Below are 24921 nucleotides of genomic sequence, written 5' to 3' on the forward strand. Positions count from 1 at the left end.
ATTTCGGCAGCAAGTATGAAGCCCCGTCAGATGCGTCCTGGCGGGGCTTCTGCGTGGGGTGACGGCAGTAGTTGACGGCAACGCCAGCGGACGAGGGCGGCGCAGGGTGGCGGTTTGTCGCTGTCGGAGCGTGCTGTCTTGGTGTTCTCCGGGCTGCCGAGTGCGGTGCTGAGGGTGTCGATGGCGTCTCGTTGGAGGCGGAGCCGGACGTGGCATAGACGGTGGCGGCGACGCCGACGTGGGCGTGGCCGAGGAGTTCCTTGATCGCGACGAGTTCGACGCCTTGTTCCAGCAGCAGCGTGGCTGTCGAGTGGCGGAGGTCGTGGAAGCGGATGCGGCGGAGGCTGGCGCGGTGGAGGAGCGTGGTGAAGGTCCGGGTGAGGTTGGTCGGGTCGATCGCTCTGCCCTGGGCAGTGGTGAAGACGTGCCCGCTGTGCTGCCATGCCGTGCCCGCAGCCTCACGTTCGCGCTGCTGCTGTTCGTGGTGGAGTTTCAGCGACTGGAGGCAGCGGGCGGGGAGGGCGATGCGGCGTTCGGAGGCCCGCGTCTTGGTAGGCAGCGTGGTGAGCCCGCCTGTGCTGGTGCGCTGGAGTGTGCGGCGGATGGCGGCGGTGCCGGCGTCGAGGTCGAGGTCTTCCCAGAGCAGGCTGAGGAGTTCGCCCTTGCGGAGCCCGGTGCGGAGAGCGAGTTCGAACAGCGCGTGCAGCGGTGACCGTGTGCGGTGGTGAGGGGTTCGAAGCGTCGGGGCGCGGGGTGCCGGTGCGGACGTTGGGGGCGACGTTGCGCGGGATCTCTTCCTCGCGCACGGCATGCTCCAGCGGGGACTTGAGCACAGAATGGATGTAGGTGAGCGTCAGCGGGGAGAGCACCTTGTGGCAGCACTGGCCGGCGGCACAGCAGCGGGGCTCATCACGCCGGGCATCGATACCGCGCGAGCAGCACTGGCAGGTGGTGCGGATCTGGTTGAGCCAGGTGCGGACGTCCTTGGCGGTGAGCTTGGTGAGCCTTCTCTTGCCCAGGCCGGGGATCAGGTACCGGTCGACGCAGGTGGTGTAGCGGGTGTGAGTGTTCTCACGGAGGTGGTGGACGGCGACGTTCTCCAGTCAGTACGTCAGGTACACGGCCACGCTGCCCTGCGCGGAGGGCACGGGAAGGCCGCGGTTGCTGGCGGCGATCTTCTCGGTGAGCTTGGCCAGGGCTTCGTTGCGCCTGGGTGGTGCCGTAGACACGGACGCGGCGGCGAGTCTTGCTGAGGGCGAGGACGTATCTGGCAGCTTCCCAACGGCTGTCCTTGCGCTTGTACACGGTCCCGTCGCCGTTCGCACGGCTGCGGCGGGAGGCGGGGTTGTCGCGGGGCGTGGTCATTAGGCGGCTTCCTGGTCGAGGCGGGTGCGGATGAAGTCGGTGAGCGCCCGGGCTGGGATGCGGCGAGCGCGGCCGAGGGTGATCGAGGCGAGCTGGCGGGTGCGGAGGAGGTCGTAGACGGCGGAGCGGCCGAGCTGGAGGCGGGCCTGGCCGGTGCCGTCGCAGGCGGTGCACAGGAGCGGGGTCCGGGGGCAGGAGGGTGGCGCCGCGTCCCTGGCAGGGGCGGCAGAACAGGGGGCGGTCGAGGGTGCCGAAGGCGGCGATCTCGCGCACGTCGAGCTGTTCGCCTCAGACGAGTTCGCGGTCCCCGACCGCGCTTGACTCGACCGTGACGCGGACCCGTGAGGCGGCGGCCCTGATGGCGTCCGCGAGTACGGCGACGGTGGTGTACGAAGGTGGGGCTGGGTGTTGCCGTCCGGGCCGTCGAGCCGGATCACCGCGTGGAAGTGGACCAAGCCCCGCTTCTGGTACTCGGCGACCTTCGCGAAGGACACGCGCAGGACCGAGCGGGCGGCTTTCTGCGTCATGCCGAGCCGGGCGGCGATCTCACGGCGCAGGTAGATGGTGAAGCGCGCCCACAAGGCGGAGGCGTGGGCGTTGAACAGGACCGCGCCCGCGTAGTCGTACGTCGCGGGGTTCAGCGGAATGCCGAGCAAGGGGTCCGTGGGTTCGTGGAGCCTGCGGCAGCGGCAGGGCCGGATGTCGCCGCCGGGGGTGGTGGGGCGGTTGTGGACGGGGCCGCAGGAGGGGGCGGTGAGGGTGGCGAAGACGTGGGGGTGGGTGCGGACGGTGTCGGGGACGGTCTTGCCGCCGGAGAGGCCGGTGCGGATGAGGTGGTAGGTGTCGGGGGCGCACCTCCAAGCCTCGCTGGCGGACGCGCTGGAGGGAGTCGTCGCGGTCGCCCGGCGGCATGGCATCCAGGCAGAACCTCGCCGACTGGACGACGGCGAGGGATAGGCCTGGTCGGCGGAAGCTGATACGGGCCCGGTTTGACCCCTCAAGCCGGGCCCCGTAACCTGGATCGTCGGCATGTCGAATGACCTGCCGCACCCCCGTAAACCTCTTCCTCCCGGTCGCTTCGGTTGCCGTAGTGGCTGGGAGAGGCTCGCCCGTGTTCGTTGCCGGGCGGCTGGACTGCGGGGATCCGTTCCGAGCGAAAGAGAGATCCGCGTGTACGCCATCGTGCGCAGCGGTGGTCGCCAGCACAAGGTTGCTGTCGGCGACATCGTTGAGGTTGACAAGATTCCCACCGCCAATGTTGGCGACACGGTCGAGCTCTCGACCCTGCTCGTCGTCGACGGCGAAGCCGTGACGAGCGACCCCTGGGTCCTCGCGGGCATCAAGGTCCAGGCCGAGATCGTGGACCACCACAAGGGCGTCAAGATCGACATCCTTCGCTACAAGAACAAGACCGGCTACCGCCGTCGTCAGGGCCACCGCCAGCAGTACACGGCGATCAAGGTCACTGAGATCCCCGCGGCTGCGAAGTAAGGGTAGGGACTGAGACATGGCACACAAGAAGGGCGCATCGTCCACTCGGAACGGTCGCGACTCCAACGCTCAGCGGCTCGGTGTGAAGCGCTTCGGCGGTCAGACCGTCAACGCCGGTGAGATCCTGGTCCGCCAGCGTGGCACCCACTTCCACCCCGGCGTCAGCGTCGGCCGTGGCAAGGACGACACGCTGTTCGCGCTGGCCGCCGGTGCGGTCGAGTTCGGCACGCACCGTGGCCGCAAGGTCGTGAACATCGTTCCGGTCGCCTGATCCAGTCCCGTCGAGGCTGACCCGGTTCCACGCGCACCGGATCGCAGGCCTCGGGGCCCAGGCTCCGTAGAACAGAAGTTCTTCGCGAGGCGGACCTCACTTCCCCCACGGGAAGAGGGTCCGCCTTTCGCGTGTTACGCAAGAGACATTCCCGTACGTACTGAAGTATCCGAAGTACGTACGCGCTGAAGTAACCGATGTAACCGAAGTGCTGGAGGCACCCCACATGACCACCTTCGTGGACCGCGTCGAGCTGCACGTCGCCGCGGGTAGCGGAGGTCACGGCTGTGCCTCCGTACACCGGGAGAAGTTCAAGCCGCTCGGCGGCCCGGACGGCGGCAACGGCGGCCGTGGCGGTGACGTGATGCTGGTCGTCGACCAGTCCGTCACCACGCTGCTCGACTATCACCACTCGCCGCACCGCAAGGCCACCAGCGGCAAGCCCGGCGAGGGCGGCAACCGCTCCGGCAAGGACGGCCAGGACCTGATCCTGCCCGTGCCGGACGGCACCGTCGTGCTCGACAAGGCGGGCAACATCCTCGCCGACCTCGTCGGCGAGGGCACCACGTACGCCGCCGCCGAGGGCGGTCGCGGCGGCCTCGGCAACGCGGCACTGTCCTCGGCCCGCCGCAAGGCGCCCGGCTTCGCGCTGCTCGGTGTGCCCGGGGGCCTCCAGGACATCGTCCTGGAGCTGAAGACCGTCGCCGACGTGGCCCTCGTCGGCTACCCGAGCGCCGGCAAGTCCTCGCTCATCTCGGTCCTGTCCGCCGCCAAGCCGAAGATCGCGGACTACCCCTTCACGACCCTCGTCCCTAACCTGGGCGTGGTGACCGCCGGCGAGACCGTCTACACCATCGCCGACGTGCCCGGCCTCATCCCCGGCGCGAGCCAGGGCAAGGGCCTCGGCCTGGAGTTCCTGCGCCACGTCGAGCGGTGCAGCGTGCTCGTCCACATCCTGGACACCGCCACCCTCGAATCCGAGCGCGACCCGATCTCCGACCTCGACATCATCGAGGAGGAGCTCAAGCAGTACGGCGGTCTGGACAAGCGTCCGCGCATGGTCGTCCTCAACAAGATCGACGTACCGGACGGCAAGGACCTCGCGGAGATGGTGCGCCCCGACCTGGAGGCGCGCGGCTACCAGGTCTTCGAGGTGTCCGCGGTCGCCCACATGGGCCTGAAGGAGCTGTCCTTCGCGCTCGCCGAGACGGTCGCCAAGTCGCGGGCCGCGAAGCCCAAGGAGGAGGCGACCCGCATCGTCATCCGTCCGAAGGCGGTCGACGACGCCGGCTTCACCGTGGCGCAGGAGGAGGACGGCCTCTACCGCGTGCGCGGCGAGAAGCCCGAGCGCTGGGTGCGCCAGACCGACTTCAACAACGACGAGGCCGTCGGCTACCTCGCCGACCGGCTCGCGCGCCTCGGTGTCGAGGACAAGCTGATGAAGGCTGGCGCCCGCTCCGGCGACGGCGTCGCCATCGGCCCCGAGGAGAACGCGGTCGTCTTCGACTGGGAGCCCACCGTCATGGCCGGCGCCGAGATGCTGGGCCGCCGCGGTGAGGACCACCGCTTCGACGCCCCGCGCCCCGCCGCACAGCGCCGCCGTGACCAGCAGGCCGAACGGGACGAGTCGGAGAAGGAGTACGACGACTTCGAGCCGTTCTAGGCGGTCGGCCGACCCGGCCGAGAGATGTGACGGGCGCGGAGAGGATCTTCCTCTCCGCGCCCGTTCCGCGTCCGGGCCGGACCCTGGAGCCGACGTGCCCGGGTTCGTATGACCGAATGACCGAGGATGGGCCCGTCGGCCGCGTCGCGATCACCGGGCCGTCAGGAACACCGGCCGCCGTCAGGATCACCGGGCGCGTCAGGATCGCCGGGCCGCCGGAGACGCCGGAGACGCCGGGGAGGTCCGCGGAGTCCGCTGCGGGAACGTCAAAGCCCCCTGCCGTGGCGAGTCGTTCGTTGCTCGTGCATTTGTCATGCCTATGATGCGTTTTGTTCAGGAGGCGGGCTGCTGCTCCGTGTGAGCTTTTCGGTGTCCAAGAGGCAACCGACGCAAGGGAGTTCGCCGATGTCCGAAGCAGCCTCACGCGATCGACGCCGCTTTCTCACCGCCTCGGCCGCCGTGCTCGGCGCCGCCGCCTCCACCCAGCTCTGGCTGCCCGGCACCGCGCGCGCGGCCGAACCCTCCTTGCCCGAGGGCGTGTTCAGCCTCGGTATCGCCTCCGGCGACCCGCTGCCGGACGCCGTCGTGCTGTGGACCCGGCTCGCCCCCGACCCGCTGAACGGCGGCGGCATGCCCGACCGCGTGGTACCGGTCGGCTGGGAGATCGCCGAGGACGCCCGCTTCCGCAAGCGGGTGCGCCGTGGCACCACGCAGGCGCGTCCGGAGTACGGCCACAGCGTCCACGTCGACGTACGCGGGCTGCGCCCGGACCGCGTGTACTGGTACCGCTTCCGCGCCGGCGGCCGGCTCTCGCCGACCGGCCGCACCCGAACCGCGCCGCACCCCAACAGCGCGGGCGGCTCGCTGCGCGTTGCGCTCGCCTCCTGCCAGAACTGGCAGAACGGCTACTTCACCCCGTACGCCGACATGCTCGGCCAGGACCCCGACGTCGTCCTGTTCGTCGGCGACTACATCTACGAGTCCTCACCGTCGGCGACGGCCGTGCGTCGGCATGAGGGGTCGGGGGAGCCGTACACCCTCGCCCAGTACCGGAACCGGTACGCCCAGTACCGCAGCGACCCGCACCTCGCGGCGATGCACGCGAACGCCCCCTGGGTGGTCACCTTCGACGACCACGAGGTCGACAACGACTTCGCCGGGCAGATCCCGCAGGACCCGGACAAGCAGACGCACGACGCGTTCGTGGTCCGGCTGACCGCCGCCTATCAGGCGTACTACGAGCACATGCCGGTCCGGGCCACCGCGATCCCGGACGGACCGCACATCCGGATGTACCGGCGGCTCGACTTCGGCCGCCTCGCCCGGCTGAACGTCCTCGACACCCGGCAGTTCCGCAGCGACCAGGCGACCGGCCAGGAGGGCGCCCGGATCCCGTCGCTCACCATGCTCGGCGCGGCACAGAAGAAGTGGCTGCTCGGCGGCCTGCACAACTCACCGACCCGCTGGAACCTCATCGCCTCGCAGATCATGATGGCCGAGACCGACCTCCAGGTCGGCGAGGGCAAGCTCTGGTACTACGACGCCTGGGACGGCTACCAGGCCGAACGCAACGCCCTCATGACGGAGTTCGCGGGCATCCGCAACCCGGTCGTCCTCACCGGCGACCGGCACCTCACCATGATCAGCGACCTCAAGAAGGACTTCGCCGACCCGGACTCGGATGTCGTCGGCGCCGAGTTCGTCGGGACCTCCATCTCCAGCGGCGGTGACCAGGACCAGGTGGCCTTCCACAAGCAGTGGGACCCGCGGAGGCCGGACAACCCGCACTGGAAGTTCGTCGACGCCCACCGCGGCTACCACCTCTTCGACATCCGGCGGGACAGGATCGACGCCCAGGTGCGCGTTCCGGAGACGGTGCTGAAACCGGACGCCGCCTCCAGCACCCTGGCCCGCCTGCGGGTCGACGCCGGGAGGCCGGGCGTGCGGCTCGTGTGATCCGGTGCGCGGGCCGGTGCCGTGATCCGGGCCCGGCGCACCGGCGTGCGCCCGGGCCCGCCGTGAGCGGTCCCGGAACGGAGAACCCAGGGACTCACCGGAGTCCCAGGGCATTCTCAGGCTGCGCTCAGCATCGGTCCTTACCGTCCTCTCACCATGGAGACCGACTGTTCGACACCTGAAACGACAGCTCCCGCGACGCCCGAGCCGCTGCCCGCCGGGACCCGGCTGCTGCACATCGGCCCGCACAAGACCGGGACCACCTCGATCCAGGGCGCGCTGTTCGCCGCGAAGGACGCGATGGCCGCCCGGGGCGTCGACTTCCCCGCGCACAGCAGACACCCGATGGAAGCCGCCCTCGCGGTCTGCGGCCGGCCCGGAATGATGGGCGACGCCCGGCCGGCCGAGCGTCACTGGCGGCGGCTCGTCGACGCGGTGCACGCCACGGGGGGCCGGACCTCGCTGATCAGCAGCGAGTTCTTCGCGGACGCCCCCGACGACGCGACCGTCGCGCGGATCGTCGACGAGCTGGGCCGCGACCGCGTGCACGTCCTGGTCACGCTGCGCCCGCTGGCGAAGATCATGCCCTCGCAGTGGCAGCAGTACGTCCAGAACGGGCTGCGCATGGGATACGAGGACTGGCTCGACCACATGCTGCGCAGGGCTCCGTACGAGAAGCCCAACCCGAGCTTCTGGCGGCGGCACCGGCACGACCGGCTCGTCGAGCGCTGGGCCCGGGTCGCGGGCGCCGGGAACATCACGGTCGCGGTGGTCGACGACCGGGACCGCGGTGGCCTGATGCGCACGTTCGAGTCCTTGCTCGCTCTGCCCTGCGGTCTGCTGGCGGAGGCCCCGGACACCTTCAATCGTTCCCTCACGTCGGCCGAGACCGAAATGCTGCGGATACTCAACCGGGAATTCCGCGGAAATGGACTTCCGGACGAGATCTATTCGAATCTCGTGCGCAACGGCGCGGTCCCGCGGATGAAGAACTCCTGCCGTCCGTCATCGGACGACGTCCGGATCAGTACTCCGGTGTGGGCCCTTGAGGCCGCCGCGGCCATCGGCGAGGAGATGGCCGAAAGGATCGGCGCCACGGGTGTACGGGTTCTGGGCGACCAGGCTCTGCTGTCCGCCCCGCCGTCACCGTCGTCACCACCACCGTCACCGTCGTCACCGCTCGGCCCCGCGCGGGGTACGCCGCGGATCGACCCCGAGGCCGCCGCCCAGGCGCTGTACGGAGCGCTCGCCGTGGTCGCCGCGGAGTCCGGGCGTGCCGCCGCGATCCGGTCGGTCCCCCAGACGCCGTCGGGGGAACTCGTGCGTGTCCTGGGTCACCGGATGCTCAAGCGCATGAAGCGAAGGTGAGAATCGCGCACGAGACGTGTGCAGTTACTCACAGCAAATCCGGGCAATTCGTCCGGCGCCCTGGAAGTAGCCTGCCTGCAAGGTGAATAGCCGGTTGCGTGCACATATGCGGCAGGCGGCGCTCACCTTGCGTGGCAGTAACCGTAGGTGGGACCATTCCCGGGTTCCCTGTCGTCCCAAGGTAGGTCACCTGTGTCTGAGCACATTGCCAAGCCCCGTACCACCGCAGTGATCCTGGCCGGCGGCACCGGTCAGCGTGTGGGTCTGTCGATTCCGAAGCAACTGCTGAAGATCGCCGGCAAGGCGGTCATCGAGCACACGCTGACCACCTTCGAACAGGCCGACTCGATCGACGACATCATCGTGCTCATGGCCCCGGGCTATGTGCCGGACGTCGAGAAGATCGTCGCGAAGGCGGGCTTCACCAAGGTGACCCGCGTCATCGAGGGCGGTACGACGCGGAACGAGACGACCGAGCGCGCCATCGCCGCCCTCGGCGAGGGCCTGGCCGAGGGCGAGGACGCCAACGTCCTCTTCCACGACGCCGTGCGCCCGCTGCTGTCCGAGCGCGTCATAGACGACTGCGTCACGGCCCTGGAGCGCTATCAGGCCGTCGACGTCGCCATCCCGTCCGCGGACACGATCATCGTGACCCGCACGCACGGCGAGGACGGCGAGTTCATCACCGAGATCCCGGACCGCTCCCGGCTGCGCCGCGGCCAGACGCCCCAGGCGTTCAAGCTGTCCACGATCCGCCGCGCCTACCAGGTCGCGGCCGGTGACCCCAACTTCCAGGCCACGGACGACTGCTCGGTCGTGCTCAGGTACCTGCCGGACGTGCCGATCCACGTCGTCGCGGGCGACGAGTACAACATGAAGGTCACCCAGCCCGTCGACGTCTTCATCGCCGACAAGCTCTTCCAGCTCGCCTCCACCGCCGCGCCCGAGCAGGCCGACGAGGCCGCCTACCGCGAGCTGCTCACCGGCAAGACCCTCGTCGTCTTCGGCGGCTCGTACGGCATCGGCAAGGACATAGCCGAGCTCGCCGAGAGCTACGGCGCGAAGACGTACGCGCTCGGCCGCTCCACCACCGGCACGCACGTCGAGAACCCCGAGGAGGTCGACGACGCGCTCTCCACGGCGTACGCGGAGACCGGGCGTATCGACTACGTCATCAACACCGCGGGCGTGCTGCGCATCGGCAAGCTGGCCGAGACGGACAACGCGACCATCGAGGAAGCGCTGAAGGTCAACTACCTGGCCCCGGTGCAGATCGCCCGCTCCTCCTACAAGTACCTGGCCGAGACCAAGGGCCAGCTGCTGCTCTACACCTCCAGCAGCTACACGCGCGGCCGCGCCGAGTACAGCCTCTACTCCTCCACGAAGGCCGCCATGGTGAACCTCACCCAGGCGTTGTCCGACGAGTGGGCCGGCGACGCCATCCGCGTCAACTGCATCAACCCCGAGCGCACCGCGACCCCCATGCGCACCAAGGCGTTCGGCCAGGAGCCCGCGGGTTCGCTGTTGTCCTCCGAGGCCGTGGCGCGCACCTCGCTGGACGTTCTGCTCTCCGAACTCACCGGTCACGTCATCGACGTCCGTCAGCAGGACCCGACGGCGGGCGCGGGCCGTGCCTCCGGTTTCGAGGCGGCTCTGGCCAGCGTCCTGGACCGACAGGACGGCGTGGCATAATCAAAAACGAATAGCCTTTCGGAATTCAGGCCTTTGTGTCCGCGTCTTCATCGCGTATTCACAAGGGCCTGAATCCGTAAGGCTTACCTTTCGCTTTTGGTTCATCTTCGGCATCAAAAGAGCTTTTGGTGTCAAACCGGCACTCACCCCCTCAAGAGCAGGTTTCTCCGTGATTTCCACCGCTATTCGCGTTGCCCGGGTGGGCAGCGCGGCCGAGCTGGCGGCGGCGGCCCTCATGATGCTGGGCTTCCCCTGCCTGATGCTCGCCGCGCTCCTGCCGAGCGTCGGCGCCTTCGCGGCCGCGGCCGCCGTGACGTATCTGGCAGACCACTATCTGCACCGGCGCGGCAGCTATCTGGTCAACCGCCTCAGCAAGGTGCGGGCCGGCCTGTCCATCAGGTTCCTGATCCGGCAGCTTCTGCTCGTGCTGCTCCTGGCGCGGCTCGACCTGTCCGGCAACATGGTCGTCAACGTGGCCATCGCGTCCTTCCTGGCCTTCTACGGCTTCCAGGCACCGCACAGCGCACTGATCACGATGATCCAACTGCGCCGCAGGCTGCCCGTCGTCACGCGCAACGTGGACCTGGGCTCGCGCGTACGCATCCCGGACGCGCCGCCGCCCGGGCTGCTCGACCGGTCCGCCGAGAAGATGCTCCACCTCGACCTGCTGGCAGTCGTCGGCCTCCTGGCCACTGCTGCCACCGACAACGACACCTACGGCTTCGCGGGCATCGCGGTGTCCCTGCTGCTGGCCTTCGGCTACGTCATGGCCCTCTTCCCGTTCGCGCGCGGACGGAGGATCCCGCCGAACGCCGACAAGGTCCTCGCGGCCGTCGACGACTGGCTGCGCGAGTACCGTCCGGAGACGGTGCTCTACTTCTCGGGCTCCAAGGACTCCGCCTACCAGGTCAACATGTGGCTGGAGACGATGGAGCAGCTGGACACCCGGCCGCTGATCATCCTCCGTGAGCGGGCGGTCCTGGAAAGTGTGGCGCCCACCACGGTGCCGGTCATCTGCGTGCCCGGAGGGGTGCACCTGATGAACATGAACCTGTCGACGGTGCGGGTCGCGCTCTACGCGGCGAACGTCGGCAAGAACATCCACATGCTGCGCGTACCCACCATGCAGCACGTCTTCATCGGCCACGGCGACAGCGACAAGCTCGCCAGCGTCAACCCGTTCAGCAAGGCGTACGACGAGGTGTGGACCGCGGGCCGCGCGGGGCGCGACCGTTACGCGATAGCCGACGTAGGCGTCCGCGACGACGACATCGTCGAGGTCGGCCGCCCGCAGCTCGCCCCGATCCAGTCCTGGCAGGGCGTGCCCGAGGGCCGTATCCCGACCGTGCTGTACGCCCCAACGTGGGAGGGCTGGGACGACAACCCCGGCAACACCTCGATCCTGCTCGCGGGCGAGAACATCGTGCGTTCCCTGCTGGAGGCCGAGCCTCCGGTCCGTGTCCTCTACAAGCCGCACCCGTTCACCGGAACCCGCAGCGGGGCCGCCAAGGCCGCGCACAAGCGGATCACCGCGATGGTGGAGAGTGCGGGCGCCGGGCGCGCCGCCGACCCGCGGTTCGCCTCCGACCCCGCCGGACGGGCGGCGGCCAAGGAGCAGCTTGTCCGTATCGAGGCCCGTATCGCCGTTCTGACCGGCTCCGGCGAGAACGGTGACGAGGCCGAAGTCTCCCGTGACGGTCTCGTCGACATGGGCCTCCACACCGAGGTCGCCCGGCTGCGCGCGGAGTGGAACGAAAACCACTGGCGTTCCTTCGGCACCGCCGAACACCGGGTCATCACGGGTGCCGAACCGCGCCTGTACGACTGCTTCAACGTCTCCGACGCGATGGTCTCGGACATCTCCAGTGTCGTCTCCGACTTCATCGCGAGCGGCAAGCCGTACGCCGTCACCGACTCCGCGGAACTCGGCGCCGAGGAGTTCAAGCGTCAGAACACCGCCGTGCGCGGTGCCGTGATCCTGTCCAACTCGGCTGCCGAACTCGGTGAGTTGCTCGAAGCGGTGACCGACTCGGCCGCGGACGCACAGGCCGCCGACCGTCAGGAGCTCAAGCGCTACCTGCTCGGCCCGGACGAGCCGACCTCCATCGACCAGTTCAACGCCGCGGTGCGGGCGCTGGCGCGCGAGGCCGAGCGGCGCAACCTCGGTCAGAAGAGCGGTACTTCGGCCGCCGTCGCCGACCTCGCGGCTGCGGTGCCCGGCCAGCGGGTGGCCGGCGAGACGGACGGAGCAGCGGTCACCGGCTGATCCGGTCCGCATGAAGACACGGGCATGGCCCCGGAGAAGTTCTCTCCGGGGCCATGCCCGTTTCTTACGCTTATCGCCTTTTCTCTTACAGTTTTCCGCGAACCTTCACGGGTAGGTCACCCGCCGTTCCTGTGAGCTGGGTCACGAAATGGGTGGTTCAGGGCAACCGGTTCGCGCCCTCGGCCGTCTTCTAGGTAGCGATTGAGGTGATAGGGGGGAAATGTCTTTGTTATATTTCCCGAACAAGGGGGAAACGTGACGCAACCTGATGTGACGATCGTCATCGGGGCGTACGAAGCGATGCCGTACCTGGTCAAGTGCCTGGAATCCGTGGAGAACCAGACGCTCGGCCCCGAACGCATCGAGGTCATTGCCGTCGACGACGGGTCCACGGACGGCACGGGGGAGTATCTGGAGAAGTTCGCCGAGCGGGCGGCCATGTCCGTGACGGTGATCCGGCAGGCCAACTCGGGCGGCCCCAGCGGCCCGCGCAACGTCGGTCTCGGCAAGGCGCGGGGGCGCTACGTCTTCTTCCTCGACGCCGACGACTACTTCGGCGCGGAGGCACTGGAGCGCATGGTCGCGATGGCCGACGAGCAGCACACGGATGTCGTGCTCGGCAAGGTCGTCGGGATCAACAGGACGGCTCCGAAGACGATGTGGGGCAAGAACCAGCCCCGTACCGATGTCTTCTCCTCGAGCATCAAGTTCACGCTCAGCGCGCAGAAGCTCTTCCGTCGCGAACTGCTCACCCGGCACGGGATGGCCTTCGACGAGTCGCTGAAGACCGGCGAGGACGCGCTGTTCACGATGGAGGCCTACCTCCGCGCCGACGGCGTCTCCGTGGTCGCCGACTACGACTGTTACCACCTGGTCGGCCGCGAAGACGGCAAGCACATGACCAAGAGCGGCAGTTACAGCCTGCGCTTCGACTCGGCCCGCGCACTGATGGGCCTCATAGCCGAGCACGTACCCGCCGGCCCGCGCCGCGACAATCTGATGGTCCGGCCGTTCCTGATCACCCTGCTCCCACAGTTCGGCCCGGGTCTCCTGAAGCAGAGCGAGAAGGTGCGGAGTCACAAACTCGACCTGGCCAAGCCGCTGATGGACGCTTACTGGCACGAGGGCGTCGCCACCCGCCTCAAGGTCCACGAGCGGCTGCGACTCCACCTGGTGGCCCAGGGCCGGGGCGATCTCCTCCTCGACGTGGTGGAGTTCGTCAAGTCGAAGAAGGCCCCCGAGGTCGTGCTGGAGTCCAGCGGCCGCAAGGCCTATCTCGCCTACCCGCACTTCCGCGACCGGGCCGCGGGTGTCCCGGACAGCTGCTACGTCCCGACGTCCCGCGAGACGGTCACCATCGGGGGCTTCCAGCCCCGTCCCGCATTCCTCGGGCGCCTGCGCCGGGTGGCCCGGCGGATGCTCGGGGTCCTGCGCCCCGCCTGAGCCCCCCCGGGGGGGCGCCTCCTGGAGTCCGTCATCGAGACGGCCCGCCCGGAGGCGCCCGCCACTAGTTGCGGCCCGGCTGCAGCGCCTTGCGCAGAGGCCGGCCCACCGCACGCCGTGCCAGCCGGTAGACCGAGCGTCCGGGCGCGGCCGCGGGGCCCGGGGTGGGCGTGGCCGGCTTGGGCGCCCGCTTCAGCTCCCGCTTCAGCTGGACGTTCTCCGTGGACAGTTCGGTGAGACGGCTCTGGAGCCAGCCGAAGCGCGTGGTGAGGGAGGTGACGTCGGTGTCGTTCCAGGGGCGGACGCCGGGCGGGAGGGCCAGGGAGCGGACGCGCTTCTCGTAGGCCGCGCCTCCGTCGCCGTGCGTGAAGGTGTTCTCCAGGCCGTTGCGGTCCAGGAATCCGGTGAAGCGCTCGAAGCGCTCCTTGTGCCCGCGGGTCAGCGGGCCGAAGTCGGCATCTGCGTAGAGCTGGGCCGGATCGAGGTCCGCGGGCAGGTCGGTGATCGGCCGGTGCGGGATGCCGAAATAGCGGCACAGCTCCAGCGTGCGGGAGTCGCCGCACAGCACCGTCGCGGGTGTTCCGGCGAGCAGCGCCGCGATGTTCCCGTGGATGCGGGAGCCGAAGGAGAAGTCGAAGTCGCGCAGATCGTCGATCCAGGTGACGGGGTCGACGTAGACGCGGACCTTGTCCTCCCGGTACATCGGGTGGTCCGGATGCGTGGGCATCGCGGTCACGGCACCGTTCGGGTGGGACAGATCGCGCCAGTGCAACTGCTGTGCGTCACTGAGGTTCTGGCCGATGAAGCGCAGATGCGGATAGCGCGCGTGGGCGTTCCGGACGACACGGTCCAGGCCCTGCGTCCGCATCGCGCTGTGCGAGCCGTTGACCGCGATCCGGGAGTCGGGTCCGAGCGTGTCGGTCCCCTTGCGCACGTCGAGCTGGTCGCCGTACATGAAGAGGGAGGGGCAGCCGATGACTTCGACGTCCTTGAAGCCCATGTCCCGCAGATAGCTCTCGGTGAACTCGCCGCGCACCCCGATGGACGCGCTGTGGTCGAGCACCGCGGAGACGAACTCCCGCACGGCGGGCTCGATCGGCTTCAGCCGCGCCGGGTCGTAGTTCAGGCCGGCCTGCGCACCGACGCCGGGGACGATCACCGGGATCTTCAACTTGTTGATGAGTCGGGTAAGCCGTCTGAGCGGGGCCTCGAAGGAGGGCCGGAACGCGTTGGCCAGCGGGATGACGAAGGCGTCGTACTCCTCGTTGATCCGGTTCGCCGAGGCCGCGTCGGTACGCATGCCGTTGGACACGATCTCGGTGCGCGGTGTCTCGAGGATCTTGTGTGCGGCGTCGCTGAAGATGAGATTGCCCGCGTTGGTGGCGATGACGTCCTTATGGAGGGCCTGCTCCAGGGAGACGACGTCGTAGGGGCTCTTCCCCGATCTGAGGAGTATGCGCTTAGCGGGGGGAACGGTAGGTGTCACAGGATTCAACTTATCTTTACTTTGCCGTCGATTCACATACGCAATCCATACAACCTTTTTGCATGTGAGCGACCTGTGATCACGCGACTACGCGGTGCCGTCCGTCTGCTGGACCGGCGGGCCGCGGGGCTTCCTCTTCGCGTAGATTGCGGGCGGGGCACCGAGACCGACGCGAGGGGGCACACCGCAGGTGGCAGCGGCAAGGCAGACCGAGACGCACGCCGACAGGCACGCTGTGGCGCAGGCCCACAGGATCATCGTCAAGGTGGGCTCCTCCTCGCTCACCACCGCCTCCGGCGGCCTCGACGCGGACCGGGTCGACGCCCTCGTGGACGTCCTCGCCAAGGCGCGTGACGGAGGCGAGAAGGAGATCGTCCTCGTCTCCTCCGGTGCCATCGCCGCGGGCCTCGCGCCGCTCGGACTCCGCCGCCGCCCCAAGGACCTCGCCCGCCAGCAGGCGGCCGCCAGTGTCGGCCAGGGCCTCCTGATGGCCCGCTACACCGCCTCCTTCGCCCGCTACGGCATCCGCGTCGGACAGGTGCTCCTCACCTCCGACGACACCAGCAGGCGCGCCCACCACCGCAACGCCTCGCGCACCCTGGACAAGCTCCTCGCGATGGGCGCCCTTCCGGTCGTCAACGAGAACGACACGGTGGCCACGGACGAGATCCGCTTCGGCGACAACGACCGCCTCGCCGCCCTGGTCGCCCATCTCGTACGCGCCGACCTCCTGATCCTGCTCTCCGACGTGGACGGGGTCTACGACGGCGACCCCAGCAAGCCCGGCACCGCGCGGATCGCCCAGGTGCGCGAGCCCGCCGACCTCGCCGGCGTCGAGATCGGCAGCGCGGGCAAGGCGGGTGTCGGCACCGGCGGCATGGTCACCAAGGTCGAGGCCGCCAGGATCGCCGCCGCGGCCGGCATCCCGGTGGTGCTCACCAGCGCCGTCCACGCCGCCGACGCCTTCGCGGGCCGGGACACCGGCACCTTCTTCCACGCCACCGGCAAGCGGTCGGCCGACCGGCTGCTGTGGCTCCAGCACGCCTCCACACCGCAGGGCGCGCTCACCCTGGACGACGGCGCCGTACGCGCGGTCGTCGAGCGGCGCACCTCGCTGCTGCCCGCGGGCATCGCGGGCGTCGAGGGCGAGTTCACCGCGGGCGACCCGGTCGAGCTGCGCGACGGCACGGGCCGGGCCGTCGCACGGGGGCTGGTGAACTTCGACGCCAAGGAGATCCCCCAGCTCATCGGCCGCTCCACCCGGGAGCTGGCGCGCGAACTGGGCCCCGCGTACGAGCGCGAGGTCGTGCACCGCGACGACCTCGTCCTGCTGAACCCGTAGCCCGCCGGACCCGTGGAACGCGCGTCCTGCCGGGCGCGCTCGTGAGACGCGCGTCCCGGCCGGTGGATGTCACAGCGGCCCCATCCGCCTGGCACCGGTACCGGTGTCCCAGGCGCATCGCCGAAACGGCTGTCCACTACATCCGTAAATGGCCGAATCCCCCGCCCCCACCGGTGGACGTTCCGTAAAACCGCCACACGGCGGCTTCTCACCTGCTCAACTTTGTGGCAGGGAGAGTCCGGGATTCGGTACGACCATCGGGTAAAGGAGGCCGTCGTGAGACGAGTGCGCCCTGGGGTGGCGGCGTCCCGCGGTGGTACCGCCTCCCGCGCGGTGGGCGAGGAGCGGGCCCTGACCAGTGTCGCCGCCGGCGACACCTACAGCGGCGAACAGCCCGCCGACCAGCCCCGGCTCTGGCACGTCACGCTGAGCGTGTCGGGCGGCGAGGCCCCGCTGACCGAGGTGCGACGCGGTCTGGAGCAGCTCGCCCACGACCACCCCTTCCTGCTGACCAGCCGCTACGCCAACGACCACGCGGAGATCCGCTACTGGGAGGAGGCCCGCGACCTGCACGACGCGGCGGCCGTCGCGCTGCGCCTGTGGGGCGAGCACCGCCAGACCGCCAAACTCCCGCCCTGGGAGATCGTCGGCCTGGAGGTCATCGACCGCGAGACCTACCACCAGCGGATCGCCGAAGGATACGGACCGCTGCCCGCGACCCCTGTCGGGGTTCATCCCTTTTGAGCCCGTCTCGCCGAATGGGACAACCGCCGGACCGGCCCGCCGCGCCCACTACCCTTCCCCCATGACCACGCTCTCGCCGTACGACTCCATGTCCCCGGTGGCCCAGGCCGCCTATCGCGCGAAGTCCGCCGCCGCCGACCTGGCGCCTCTGCCGCGGGCCGAGAAGGACGACGCGCTGCTCGCGATCGCGGACGCGCTGGAAGTCCGTACGAGCGAGATCGTCGCTGCCAACGCGAAGGACATCGCCAAGGCCCGCGAGGCCGGGACCAGCGAGAGCATCATCGACCGGCTCACGCTCACCCCCGAGCGGGTGCGCGCGATCGCCTCCGACGTCCGTGACGTCGTGGCGCTGCCCGACCCGGTCGGCGAGGTCGTCCGCGGCTCGACGCTCCCGAACGGCATCGACCTGCGCCAGGTCCGCGTCCCCCTCGGCGTCGTCGGCATCATCTACGAGGCCCGCCCGAACGTGACCGTCGACGCGGCCGCCCTCTGCCTGAAGTCCGGCAACGCGGTCCTGCTGCGCGGCTCGTCCTCCGCCTACGAGTCGAACACGGCCCTCGTCCGGGTCCTGCGCGACGCCGTGGGCGGCGCCGGACTGCCCGCCGACGCGATCCAGCTCGTCCCCGGTGAGGGCCGCGAGTCGGTCCGTGAGCTGATGCGCGCCCGCGGCCTGGTCGACGTCCTCATCCCGCGCGGCGGCGCCTCTCTGATCCGTACGGTCGTCCAGGAGTCCACCGTCCCGGTCATCGAGACCGGCACCGGGAACTGCCACGTCTACGTCGACGCCCAGGCCGACCTCGACATGGCCGTCGACATCCTGATCAACTCCAAGGCCCAGCGGCCCAGCGTCTGCAACGCCGCCGAGACCCTCCTGGTCCATCAGGACATCGCCGCCGAGTTCCTGCCGCGCGCCCTGGACGCCCTCGCGGACGCCGGGGTCACCGTGCACGCCGACGAGCGGGTCCTCGCCTTCGCCAAGGACTCCAAGGCCACCGTCGTGGAGGCCACGGCGGAGGACTGGGACACCGAGTACCTCTCCTACGACATCGCGGCGGCCGTGGTCGACTCGCTCGACAAGGCCGTGTCGCACATCCGGCTGTGGAGTTCCGGCCACACCGAGGCCATCGTCACCACCTCGCAGCAGGCCGCCCGCCGCTTCACCCAGCTCGTCGACTCCACGACCGTCGCCGTGAACGCCTCGACCCGCTTCACCGACGGCGGCCAGTTCGGCTTCGGCGCCGAGATCGGCATCTCCACGCAGAAGCTCCACGCGCGCGGTCCGATGGGACTGCCGGAGCTGACGAGCACCAAGTACATCGTCACGGGCGACGGCCACATCCGCCGCTGAGACACCGGAGGGGGCGCGCGGCGGACGGTTCACGGCCCGCGGTCCACTGAGGCGCCGCCCCTCCTGCGGACGAATTTCCGTACCGTCTGCCCAAATTGACCCCTCAGGTCTACTCTGGATCCGTGCCGGAGGACGTGGGGGGCACGCCGTTCCCTGACGGCTGGGAGCCCGACGACGACCACGACCGCGGGGGCGCGGACGAAGAGTTCGCCTCCGTGGTCTTCGACGAGGACTTCGTACGGGCGGCGGCGTTCCACGAACCGACCGCCGTGGAGCGGCTGCTCGCGGCGGCCCAGGCCCGCGCGGAGGCCTCCGAGGCCGAGGCGCGCCGCGCGCACGCCCGCGGCGCCCGAGGCGACGACGAGCGCTACGACGACGGCTTCGGCCCCGACGGCTTCGCCCACGATCCCGACCTGGACGACCCCGACGACTCCGAGGTCCTGGAGGGGCGCCACGGTTTCCCGGGACCGTACGGCCGGCCCTACGGCAAGCACACCCGCTGGCACCGCCCCGTGGCCTGGCTCCTCGCCCTCGTCATGGGCATCGGCATGGTCGCCCTCGCCTTCACGGCCGTCTACCGGGGCGCTTCCTCCGGCAGCCGGGACCAGATCCCCTCACCCGCCTCCTCCGGCCTCGAACAGGGCCGGGAGAAGGTCACAGGACCGGGCCCCTCCGCCTCCGTCGGCCCTCCCCGGCCGACGGTGTCCGTGGTGCCGCGGACACCCTGACACCGGTCCCGCCGCCGGAGCGCCGACGTCCGTCGCACAGCGTGACGGTGATGGTGGGAACCTGTCAGAACTTGTCGCGCACCACAGCGTTTACCGGAGCCTCAGGAGACCTACTCTGAAGGTATGGGCGGGCCTGGAGACCCACCTGAGGGGACACCCGAGGGTGCTCCCGCCGGTGGCGAGGACGAGTACCGATCCGTCGTCTTCGACGAGTCGTTCGTCCGCGCTGCCCGCCTCCAGGAGTTCTCCGCCCAGGAACGCATGGCCGACCACAGCCCGGCCGTACGCCGCCGCCCGCCCCTGCAGCGCGGACTGTCCCGGCAGGCACTGATCCTCGTCCTGCTGATAGCCATGGCCTTCGGCACCGCGATCTACATGGGCGTACGCCACCCGTACCCGACGACCCCCGCCACCCGGTCGGCCGAACCGCTGCGCATGACGGTGATCCCGCTCGCCCCGCGGACCGCCGTCCCCGGCTCGGCCAGCACCGATGCGCTGTACACCGGCAGCCCCGCCGCCCAGTTCCGCACCGGAGCCGACGGCATCACCCTGCCCGCCGTCCGGCGCACCGCGCACTTCTCCGACAGCCAGGTCGTCACCGCCCTGACCACCGCCAAGGACTACCTCGTCGAGTCGTCCCTCGACCCGAGCGTCCTGACCGGAGGCGCCACCCGGCCCGTACGGATCCTGCTCGACCCGCGGCAGCTCGACCAGTTCGACCGGAGCTTCGAGCACCCGGCTGCCGACGGACGGCACGCCCCGACCGGCTGGCTGATCCGCTTCGACGCGACCCGGACGCAGCTCGCCGACAAGGGGATCCGGGTGCAGGGCACCCTCCAGGCGGCCGAGACCGACGCGAACACCCTGGAGGTCGTCGCCGACCACACCTTCGTCTACGCGCTGAAGCCGGCCGGCGCGAGTGCCCAGGCCAAGGCCTCCCTTTTCACCGTCCGGCGCGAGCTGACCTTCCGCTTCGACCGTGACGACCTGCGGATGCACCAGGCCGAAATGACGGTGTCCTACGTCCAGGCCGGCCCGCTGTCCTGCTCCGACGACCCGGTGAGCCGGCTGCGGCCGCTGCTCGCGGGGGAGACGGCCAAGGCGGGCGGCCCGGCCGGTACCGACCCGTACGCCACCGGCAGCGCCACCGCCGTCTGCGGTTCGCTGGCCGGGAGCGCGCAGCCGAAGCTGTAACAGGACCGCCGGGTGCCGCCGCCCGGCGGTGGGCGGCGGCACCCGGCGGTCCCGGGCGCTCCGGTGGTGGGCGGCGCGCCCCGGCGATCGGGTGGTGGGGCGAGCCCGGCCGTCCGATGGTGCCCGGCGCGCCCCCCGGCGGGGCGGTCAGTCCCGGCCGTCGGTGCCCTTGTCCTCGGGACGGTCCTCACGCGGCGTCTGTCCGGTGCCGCCGGCCCCCGCGTCCCCGGTGTCCCCGTCGGCCGGGCCGGCCGCGCCGTCCTTGGGCGTGCCGCCCGGCGTGCCGCCCGCGAAGCCCCCGAAGCCGCGCCGCACCCGGCCGCCGAGGTCGCCGGCGCCGCCCGCGATGTCGCTGACCAGCTTCATCAGCGGGTCCTTGGAGTTCTTCACGTCACTGGCGTAGCTGGCCGCCGACTGCCGGAAGGAGTCCGACACCGAGGTGTCCTTGTCCGCGTCGCGCCGCGGGTAGTGGCCGTCCATGATCCGCTGGTGGTCGCGGGACTCCGCCCACTTCTTCAGCTCGGCCGCGCGGACCGCGGTGAAGGGGTGCGTGCGCGGCAGCACGTTCAGGATCTTGAGCACGGAGTCCCGCAGGTCGCCCGCCGACTCGTACTCCTCGGCCTGCTCCAGGAACGCGTCAACGTTCATCTCGTGCAGATGATTGCCGCCCGCGATCTTCATCAGGCCGCGCATCGAGGCCCGCAGGTCCTGGCCGACCAGCAGCCCGGCCCGGTCCGCGGACAGCTCCGACTTGCGGAACCACTCGCGCAGCGCGGTCACGATCGCCATGATCGCGAGGTTTCCCAGCGGGATCCAGGCGACCCGGACCGCGAGGTTGGTCAGGAAGAGCAGGATCGTGCGGTAGACGGCGTGCCCGGACAGCGCGTGGCCGACCTCGTGGCCGATGACCGACCGCATCTCCTCCTCGTCGAGGAGCTCGACGAGCCCGGTCGTCACCACGATGATCGGATCGTCCAGGCCGATGCACATCGCGTTGGGCTGCGGGTCCTGGTTCACGTACATCGGCGGGACCTTCTCCAGGTCCAGGATGTAACAGGCGTCCCGCAGCATGGCGTTGAGGTGCGCGAACTGGGCGTCCGAGACGCGCACCGAGTCGGACAGGAAGAGCAGCCGCAGGCTGCGCTCGGGCAGCAGGCCGCTGAGTGCCTTGAAGACCGTGTCGAAACCGCTGAGCTTGCGCAGGGCCACCAGGGCCGAGCGGTCCGCCGGGTGCTCGTAGGCCCGGGACGAGATCCCCTCGAAGCGCCTGCGCTGCCTGCTCGGCACGTTCTCGTGCCCGTTCTCGTGTCCGTTCCGCTGGTGGTCGCCATCGGACATGTGTTCCCCCATGTGCGTCTGAGTGCCCTTTGTGCCCCCAAGGCAGAGCCCAGCCTAGGCGGAGATACCGTTGACGGGCAGTACAGAGAAGGAGTCGTACGACATGGAGCACATCCCCGCGGCCGCGTGGCTCACGGAGGCCGCAGCGGCCGCAGACAAGCAGGGTCCGGGCAATCTGCTCCGCGTCGTGCTGATCGTCATGGTCATCGGCGTGGTCCTGACCGCCTGGTTCCTGCTGCGCGGCTACAAGCGCGACGACTGAACCTTGACCCCTGACGCCTGACGACCGGCGCGCGCGACCGGCGGGGGAGCGACGGCCGCAGCGGGAGAGCGGCGGCCGGAGTGCCGTCCCCAACGGCGGAGTCGGCGTGTTCGCTGTGTGGGCGCCCGCATACGATGGGCCGACATCTTTATCCCGCACACACTGGATAGGTCCTGCCGAGATGAGCTTCCAGCACACCGCCGCACAGATGGTCACCGTCGTCGCCGAGGGCGAGAACGGGGGCAACCACGAGAGCCTCAGCCCGTACCTGACCGGCGGCGGGGCCCTGTTCATCCTGCTCCTGCTGCTGTGGATCACCACGCGCTTCAACCGCGACCGCTGAGCCCCGAGGGCCCGCTCGGGGCCCCTGTCGGCCGGAGCCCGTCGACCGGGCCGGTAGGGTCTGCACGCATGGGAGAGCAGGACATGCCTACCGGTCCGGCGAGTGACACGGAGAGCGGCGCCGTCGGCGACGCCTCCGGCGGTGCGGGCGCGGCGGCCGGCGGTGCTGCGAAGCGCCCCGTGACGGGCCCCGGCAAGGGCCCCTCGAATCCGGGCAAGCGCAGGCTCGGCGTCATGGGCGGCACCTTCGACCCGATCCACCACGGACACCTGGTCGCGGCCAGCGAGGTCGCCGCGCAGTTCCACCTCGACGAGGTGGTGTTCGTGCCGACCGGGCAGCCGTGGCAGAAGACCGACCGCGCGGTCACCCCGGCCGAGGACCGCTATCTGATGACGGTCATCGCGACCGCCGAGAACCCCCAGTTCTCGGTCAGCCGGATCGACATCGACCGCGGCGGTCCGACCTACACGACGGACACCCTGCGCGACCTGCGCGCGCTCAACCCCGACGCCGATCTCTTCTTCATCACCGGCGCGGACGCGCTCGGCCAGATCCTCACCTGGCGCTACACGGAAGAACTGTTCTCCCTCGCGCACTTCATCGGGGTCACCCGGCCCGGTCACACCCTGACCGACCCGGGACTCCCGGAGGGCGGTGTCTCGCTGGTCGAGGTTCCCGCACTCGCCATCTCGTCCACAGACTGCCGTGCGAGAGTCGCCAAGGGCGACCCCGTCTGGTACCTGGTGCCGGACGGTGTGGTGCGCTACATCGACAAGCGTGAGCTGTACCGCGGCCAGTGAGCCGAGAGGGGCACCCGGTGAACGACCGATACGACGGATACGCGGGCGGCGACCAGCCGTACGAGCTCGTCGGCTACGACGAGTACGGGCAGCCTGTGTACCGGCAGGTCCCGCAGCAGCCCGCCCAGGGGTACGACGGCTACGACGCCCGGCAGCAGCAGGGCTACGGCTACGACCCCTACGCGACGGGCCGTCAGGAACCCGTCCAGCCCTATGACACGGGCCACCAGCAGCCTGTGTCGCCCTACGACACCGGCAGGCAGGAGCCCGTGTCGCCCTACGACACCGGTCAGCAGCCTTCCGTCGCCTCGTACGACTCCTTCGACCCGTTCGGTACCCAGACGCCCCCGGCCGGCGGGAGCGGTACCACCCAGGCGCCGTACGACGGCTATGGGCGGAGTGCCGACACGGCCGGCGCCGCGAGCACCGGCCGGCAGCCCCGGGTCGCCGAGCAGACCCCGCGCATCCCGCAGCAGGCCGGGCCCGCGAACGGCGACGCCCCCGGGACCGACCGGGACTACCGCACCGAGCAGTTCGCCTTCGTCGAGGACCAGGAGACCGAGTCCGAGGACGTCATCGACTGGCTGGCGTTCACCGAGAACCGCACCGAGCGCCGTGAGGAGGCGAAGCGCCGCGCCCGCAGTCGGATCGTCGCCCTTGTCGTCGTCATGGCGCTCGCGGTGGTCGGTGGCGCGGGCTACCTCTGGTACGCGGGCAAGCTGCCCGGCACCGCCTCGGACGCCAAGCCCGGGGTCACGACGCCCGTCGCCGCGCAGAAGCGCGACGTGATCGTCGTCCATCTGCACAACACCAAGGGCGGCGGCACCTCCACCGCCCTGCTCGTCGACAACACCACCACCCAGCAGGGCACCACCGTCCTGCTGCCCAACTCCCTCGCCCTGACCGACGACGACGGCTCGACGACCACCCTCGCCAAGTCCGTCGACTCGGACGGTTCCTCCGGGACGCGGGACGCCCTCGACACCGTGCTGGGCACCAGCATCCAGGGCACCTGGCGGCTCGACACCCCCTACCTGAACAACCTCGTCGAACTCGTCGGCAACATCGAGGTCACCACCGACACCGACGTGCCGGACCCCGACGCCAAGAAGAAGGGCGAGGCCCCGCTCGTCAAGAAGGGCGAGGACCAGACCCTCACCGGCAAGACGGCCGTCGCCTACGCCACCTACCGCGCCCCGGACGAGGCCCAGAACGCGCAGCTCGAGCGGTTCGGCCAGGTCATGCAGGGCGTGATGCGCAAGCTGTCCTCGGACAAGCAGGCCGCGACCACCACCGTGCAGACCCTCGCCCAGATCCTCGACCCGTCCCTGACCGACCAGGACCTCGGCGCTTTCCTCGCCAAACTCGCCGACCTCGCCAAGGGCGGCGACTACAAGACCGCGCTGCTGCCCATGCAACAGGACGGCACGCTGACCGCGAGCACCTCCAACAGCGTGATCAAGGACGTCCTGGGCGGTACGGCGAAGAGCCCCGAGGCGGGCTCCGCGGTCCGTGTCGGCATCGAGAACGCCACCGGCCAGAAGGCGGCCACCGGCCAGGCCCGAGTCGCCCTGGTCAACGGCGGCTACACGTTCCTGGACTCCGGCACCTCCGCCGCCCGGAGCGTGTCCTCGATCACCTACGGTGACGCCGCCAAGAAGGAGGACGCGGTCGAGGTCGCCAAGACCCTGGGACTGCCCACCAGCAGCGTGAAGAAGGGCAAGGCCAACGGCAACGCGGACGTGTCCGTCGTCCTCGGCCAGGATTACAAGATCACCAGCAGCTCGACGGGGTGACCCGCGGGTGACCGGCATCACGCCC

General features: G+C 70.0%; 19 protein-coding genes and 2 pseudogenes. 17 read left to right on the plus strand and 4 right to left on the minus strand.

Translation table 11 applies throughout. The features are described 5' to 3' along the window. Nucleotides 1–86: 86 nt before the first annotated feature. Together ACWEBX_RS00890 and ACWEBX_RS00895 are read right to left on the minus strand one after the other, a co-directional pair. A pseudogene (locus ACWEBX_RS00890) lies at nt 87–1365 on the minus strand (tyrosine-type recombinase/integrase); the annotation flags it as partial. Nucleotides 1366–1406: 41 nt separating this feature from the next. Then, nucleotides 1407–2396, minus strand: a pseudogene (locus tag ACWEBX_RS00895) (replication initiator); the annotation flags it as partial. Between the two features lie 139 nt (nt 2397–2535). On the opposite strand from ACWEBX_RS00895, the gene rplU reads away from it, so the two are divergent. The 8 genes from rplU to ACWEBX_RS00935 all read left to right on the plus strand — a co-directional run bounded on the left by rplU (nt 2536) and on the right by ACWEBX_RS00935 (nt 13515). Then, nucleotides 2536–2856: a 50S ribosomal protein L21 gene (gene rplU / locus ACWEBX_RS00900; RefSeq protein ID WP_356139571.1), complete on the plus strand. Its 321-nt coding sequence runs from the start codon at nt 2536–2538 to the stop codon at nt 2854–2856. Between the two features lie 16 nt (nt 2857–2872). Then, the gene (rpmA, locus tag ACWEBX_RS00905) at nt 2873–3127 is read left to right on the plus strand and encodes a 50S ribosomal protein L27 (RefSeq protein ID WP_037618784.1); all 255 of its coding nucleotides are present in this window, start codon (nt 2873–2875) and stop codon (nt 3125–3127) included. A 226-nt stretch (nt 3128–3353) separates the two neighbouring features. Next, on the plus strand, nt 3354–4790 hold the full coding sequence (obgE, locus tag ACWEBX_RS00910; RefSeq protein WP_451882776.1) for a GTPase ObgE: 1437 nt from the start codon (nt 3354–3356) through the stop codon (nt 4788–4790). 405 nt (nt 4791–5195) lie between these two features. Continuing rightward, nucleotides 5196–6746, plus strand: coding sequence for an alkaline phosphatase D family protein (locus ACWEBX_RS00915; protein ID WP_451882777.1), 1551 nt, complete (start codon nt 5196–5198; stop codon nt 6744–6746). A gap of 156 nt (nt 6747–6902) precedes the next feature. After that, a complete protein-coding gene (locus ACWEBX_RS00920) occupies nt 6903–8114 on the plus strand; it encodes a hypothetical protein (RefSeq protein WP_451882778.1) in 1212 nt (403 codons plus the stop codon). A 192-nt stretch (nt 8115–8306) separates the two neighbouring features. Further along, the gene (locus tag ACWEBX_RS00925; protein ID WP_451882779.1) at nt 8307–9806 is read left to right on the plus strand and encodes a D-ribitol-5-phosphate cytidylyltransferase; all 1500 of its coding nucleotides are present in this window, start codon (nt 8307–8309) and stop codon (nt 9804–9806) included. Nucleotides 9807–9975: 169 nt separating this feature from the next. Then, nucleotides 9976–12072 carry a hypothetical protein gene (locus ACWEBX_RS00930; protein ID WP_451882780.1) on the plus strand — a complete coding sequence of 699 codons (2097 nt, stop codon included), beginning with the start codon at nt 9976–9978 and terminating at the stop codon, nt 12070–12072. A 300-nt stretch (nt 12073–12372) separates the two neighbouring features. Then, complete coding sequence (locus ACWEBX_RS00935; RefSeq protein ID WP_451882876.1) at nt 12373–13515, plus strand: glycosyltransferase family 2 protein; 1143 nt, start codon at nt 12373–12375, stop codon at nt 13513–13515. Nucleotides 13516–13579: 64 nt separating this feature from the next. Here the strand turns inward: ACWEBX_RS00935 and ACWEBX_RS00940 are convergent, their stop codons facing one another. Then, entirely contained in the window at nt 13580–15001 is a 1422-nt protein-coding gene (locus ACWEBX_RS00940; RefSeq protein ID WP_451882781.1) for a polysaccharide pyruvyl transferase family protein, read from the minus strand. A gap of 235 nt (nt 15002–15236) precedes the next feature. Here ACWEBX_RS00940 and proB point away from each other — a divergent pair, with 235 nt between their 5' ends. The 5 genes from proB (at nt 15237) to ACWEBX_RS00965 (ending at nt 20357) form a co-directional block, all read left to right on the plus strand. Continuing rightward, nucleotides 15237–16343, plus strand: coding sequence for a glutamate 5-kinase (proB, locus tag ACWEBX_RS00945; protein ID WP_451882877.1), 1107 nt, complete (start codon nt 15237–15239; stop codon nt 16341–16343). Nucleotides 16344–16628: 285 nt separating this feature from the next. Next, nucleotides 16629–17087: a hypothetical protein gene (locus ACWEBX_RS00950; protein WP_451882878.1), complete on the plus strand. Its 459-nt coding sequence runs from the start codon at nt 16629–16631 to the stop codon at nt 17085–17087. Nucleotides 17088–17148: 61 nt separating this feature from the next. Further along, nucleotides 17149–18435, plus strand: coding sequence for a glutamate-5-semialdehyde dehydrogenase (locus tag ACWEBX_RS00955; RefSeq protein ID WP_451882782.1), 1287 nt, complete (start codon nt 17149–17151; stop codon nt 18433–18435). Between the two features lie 122 nt (nt 18436–18557). Then, entirely contained in the window at nt 18558–19163 is a 606-nt protein-coding gene (locus ACWEBX_RS00960; RefSeq protein WP_451882783.1) for an SCO2584 family spore wall biosynthesis protein, read from the plus strand. 123 nt (nt 19164–19286) lie between these two features. Next, the gene (locus ACWEBX_RS00965) at nt 19287–20357 is read left to right on the plus strand and encodes an SCO2583 family membrane protein (RefSeq protein WP_451882784.1); all 1071 of its coding nucleotides are present in this window, start codon (nt 19287–19289) and stop codon (nt 20355–20357) included. Between the two features lie 147 nt (nt 20358–20504). Here ACWEBX_RS00965 and ACWEBX_RS00970 read toward each other — a convergent pair whose 3' ends face one another. Then, entirely contained in the window at nt 20505–21695 is a 1191-nt protein-coding gene (locus ACWEBX_RS00970) for a M48 family metallopeptidase (RefSeq protein WP_451882785.1), read from the minus strand. Between the two features lie 70 nt (nt 21696–21765). Between ACWEBX_RS00970 and ACWEBX_RS00975 the strand changes: the two genes are divergently transcribed. The 4 genes from ACWEBX_RS00975 (at nt 21766) to ACWEBX_RS00990 (ending at nt 24896) form a co-directional block, all read left to right on the plus strand. After that, nucleotides 21766–21957 carry a hypothetical protein gene (locus tag ACWEBX_RS00975; RefSeq protein ID WP_451882884.1) on the plus strand — a complete coding sequence of 64 codons (192 nt, stop codon included), beginning with the start codon at nt 21766–21768 and terminating at the stop codon, nt 21955–21957. Nucleotides 21958–22138: 181 nt separating this feature from the next. Further along, nucleotides 22139–22300: a hypothetical protein gene (locus tag ACWEBX_RS00980; protein WP_355774590.1), complete on the plus strand. Its 162-nt coding sequence runs from the start codon at nt 22139–22141 to the stop codon at nt 22298–22300. A 233-nt stretch (nt 22301–22533) separates the two neighbouring features. Continuing rightward, nucleotides 22534–23100: a nicotinate-nucleotide adenylyltransferase gene (gene nadD, locus ACWEBX_RS00985; protein WP_382782773.1), complete on the plus strand. Its 567-nt coding sequence runs from the start codon at nt 22534–22536 to the stop codon at nt 23098–23100. Between the two features lie 17 nt (nt 23101–23117). After that, entirely contained in the window at nt 23118–24896 is a 1779-nt protein-coding gene (locus ACWEBX_RS00990) for a LytR C-terminal domain-containing protein (protein ID WP_451882786.1), read from the plus strand. Nucleotides 24897–24921: the final 25 nt, after the last annotated feature.

It is taken from the genome of Streptomyces sp. NPDC005070 (assembly GCF_053600395.1).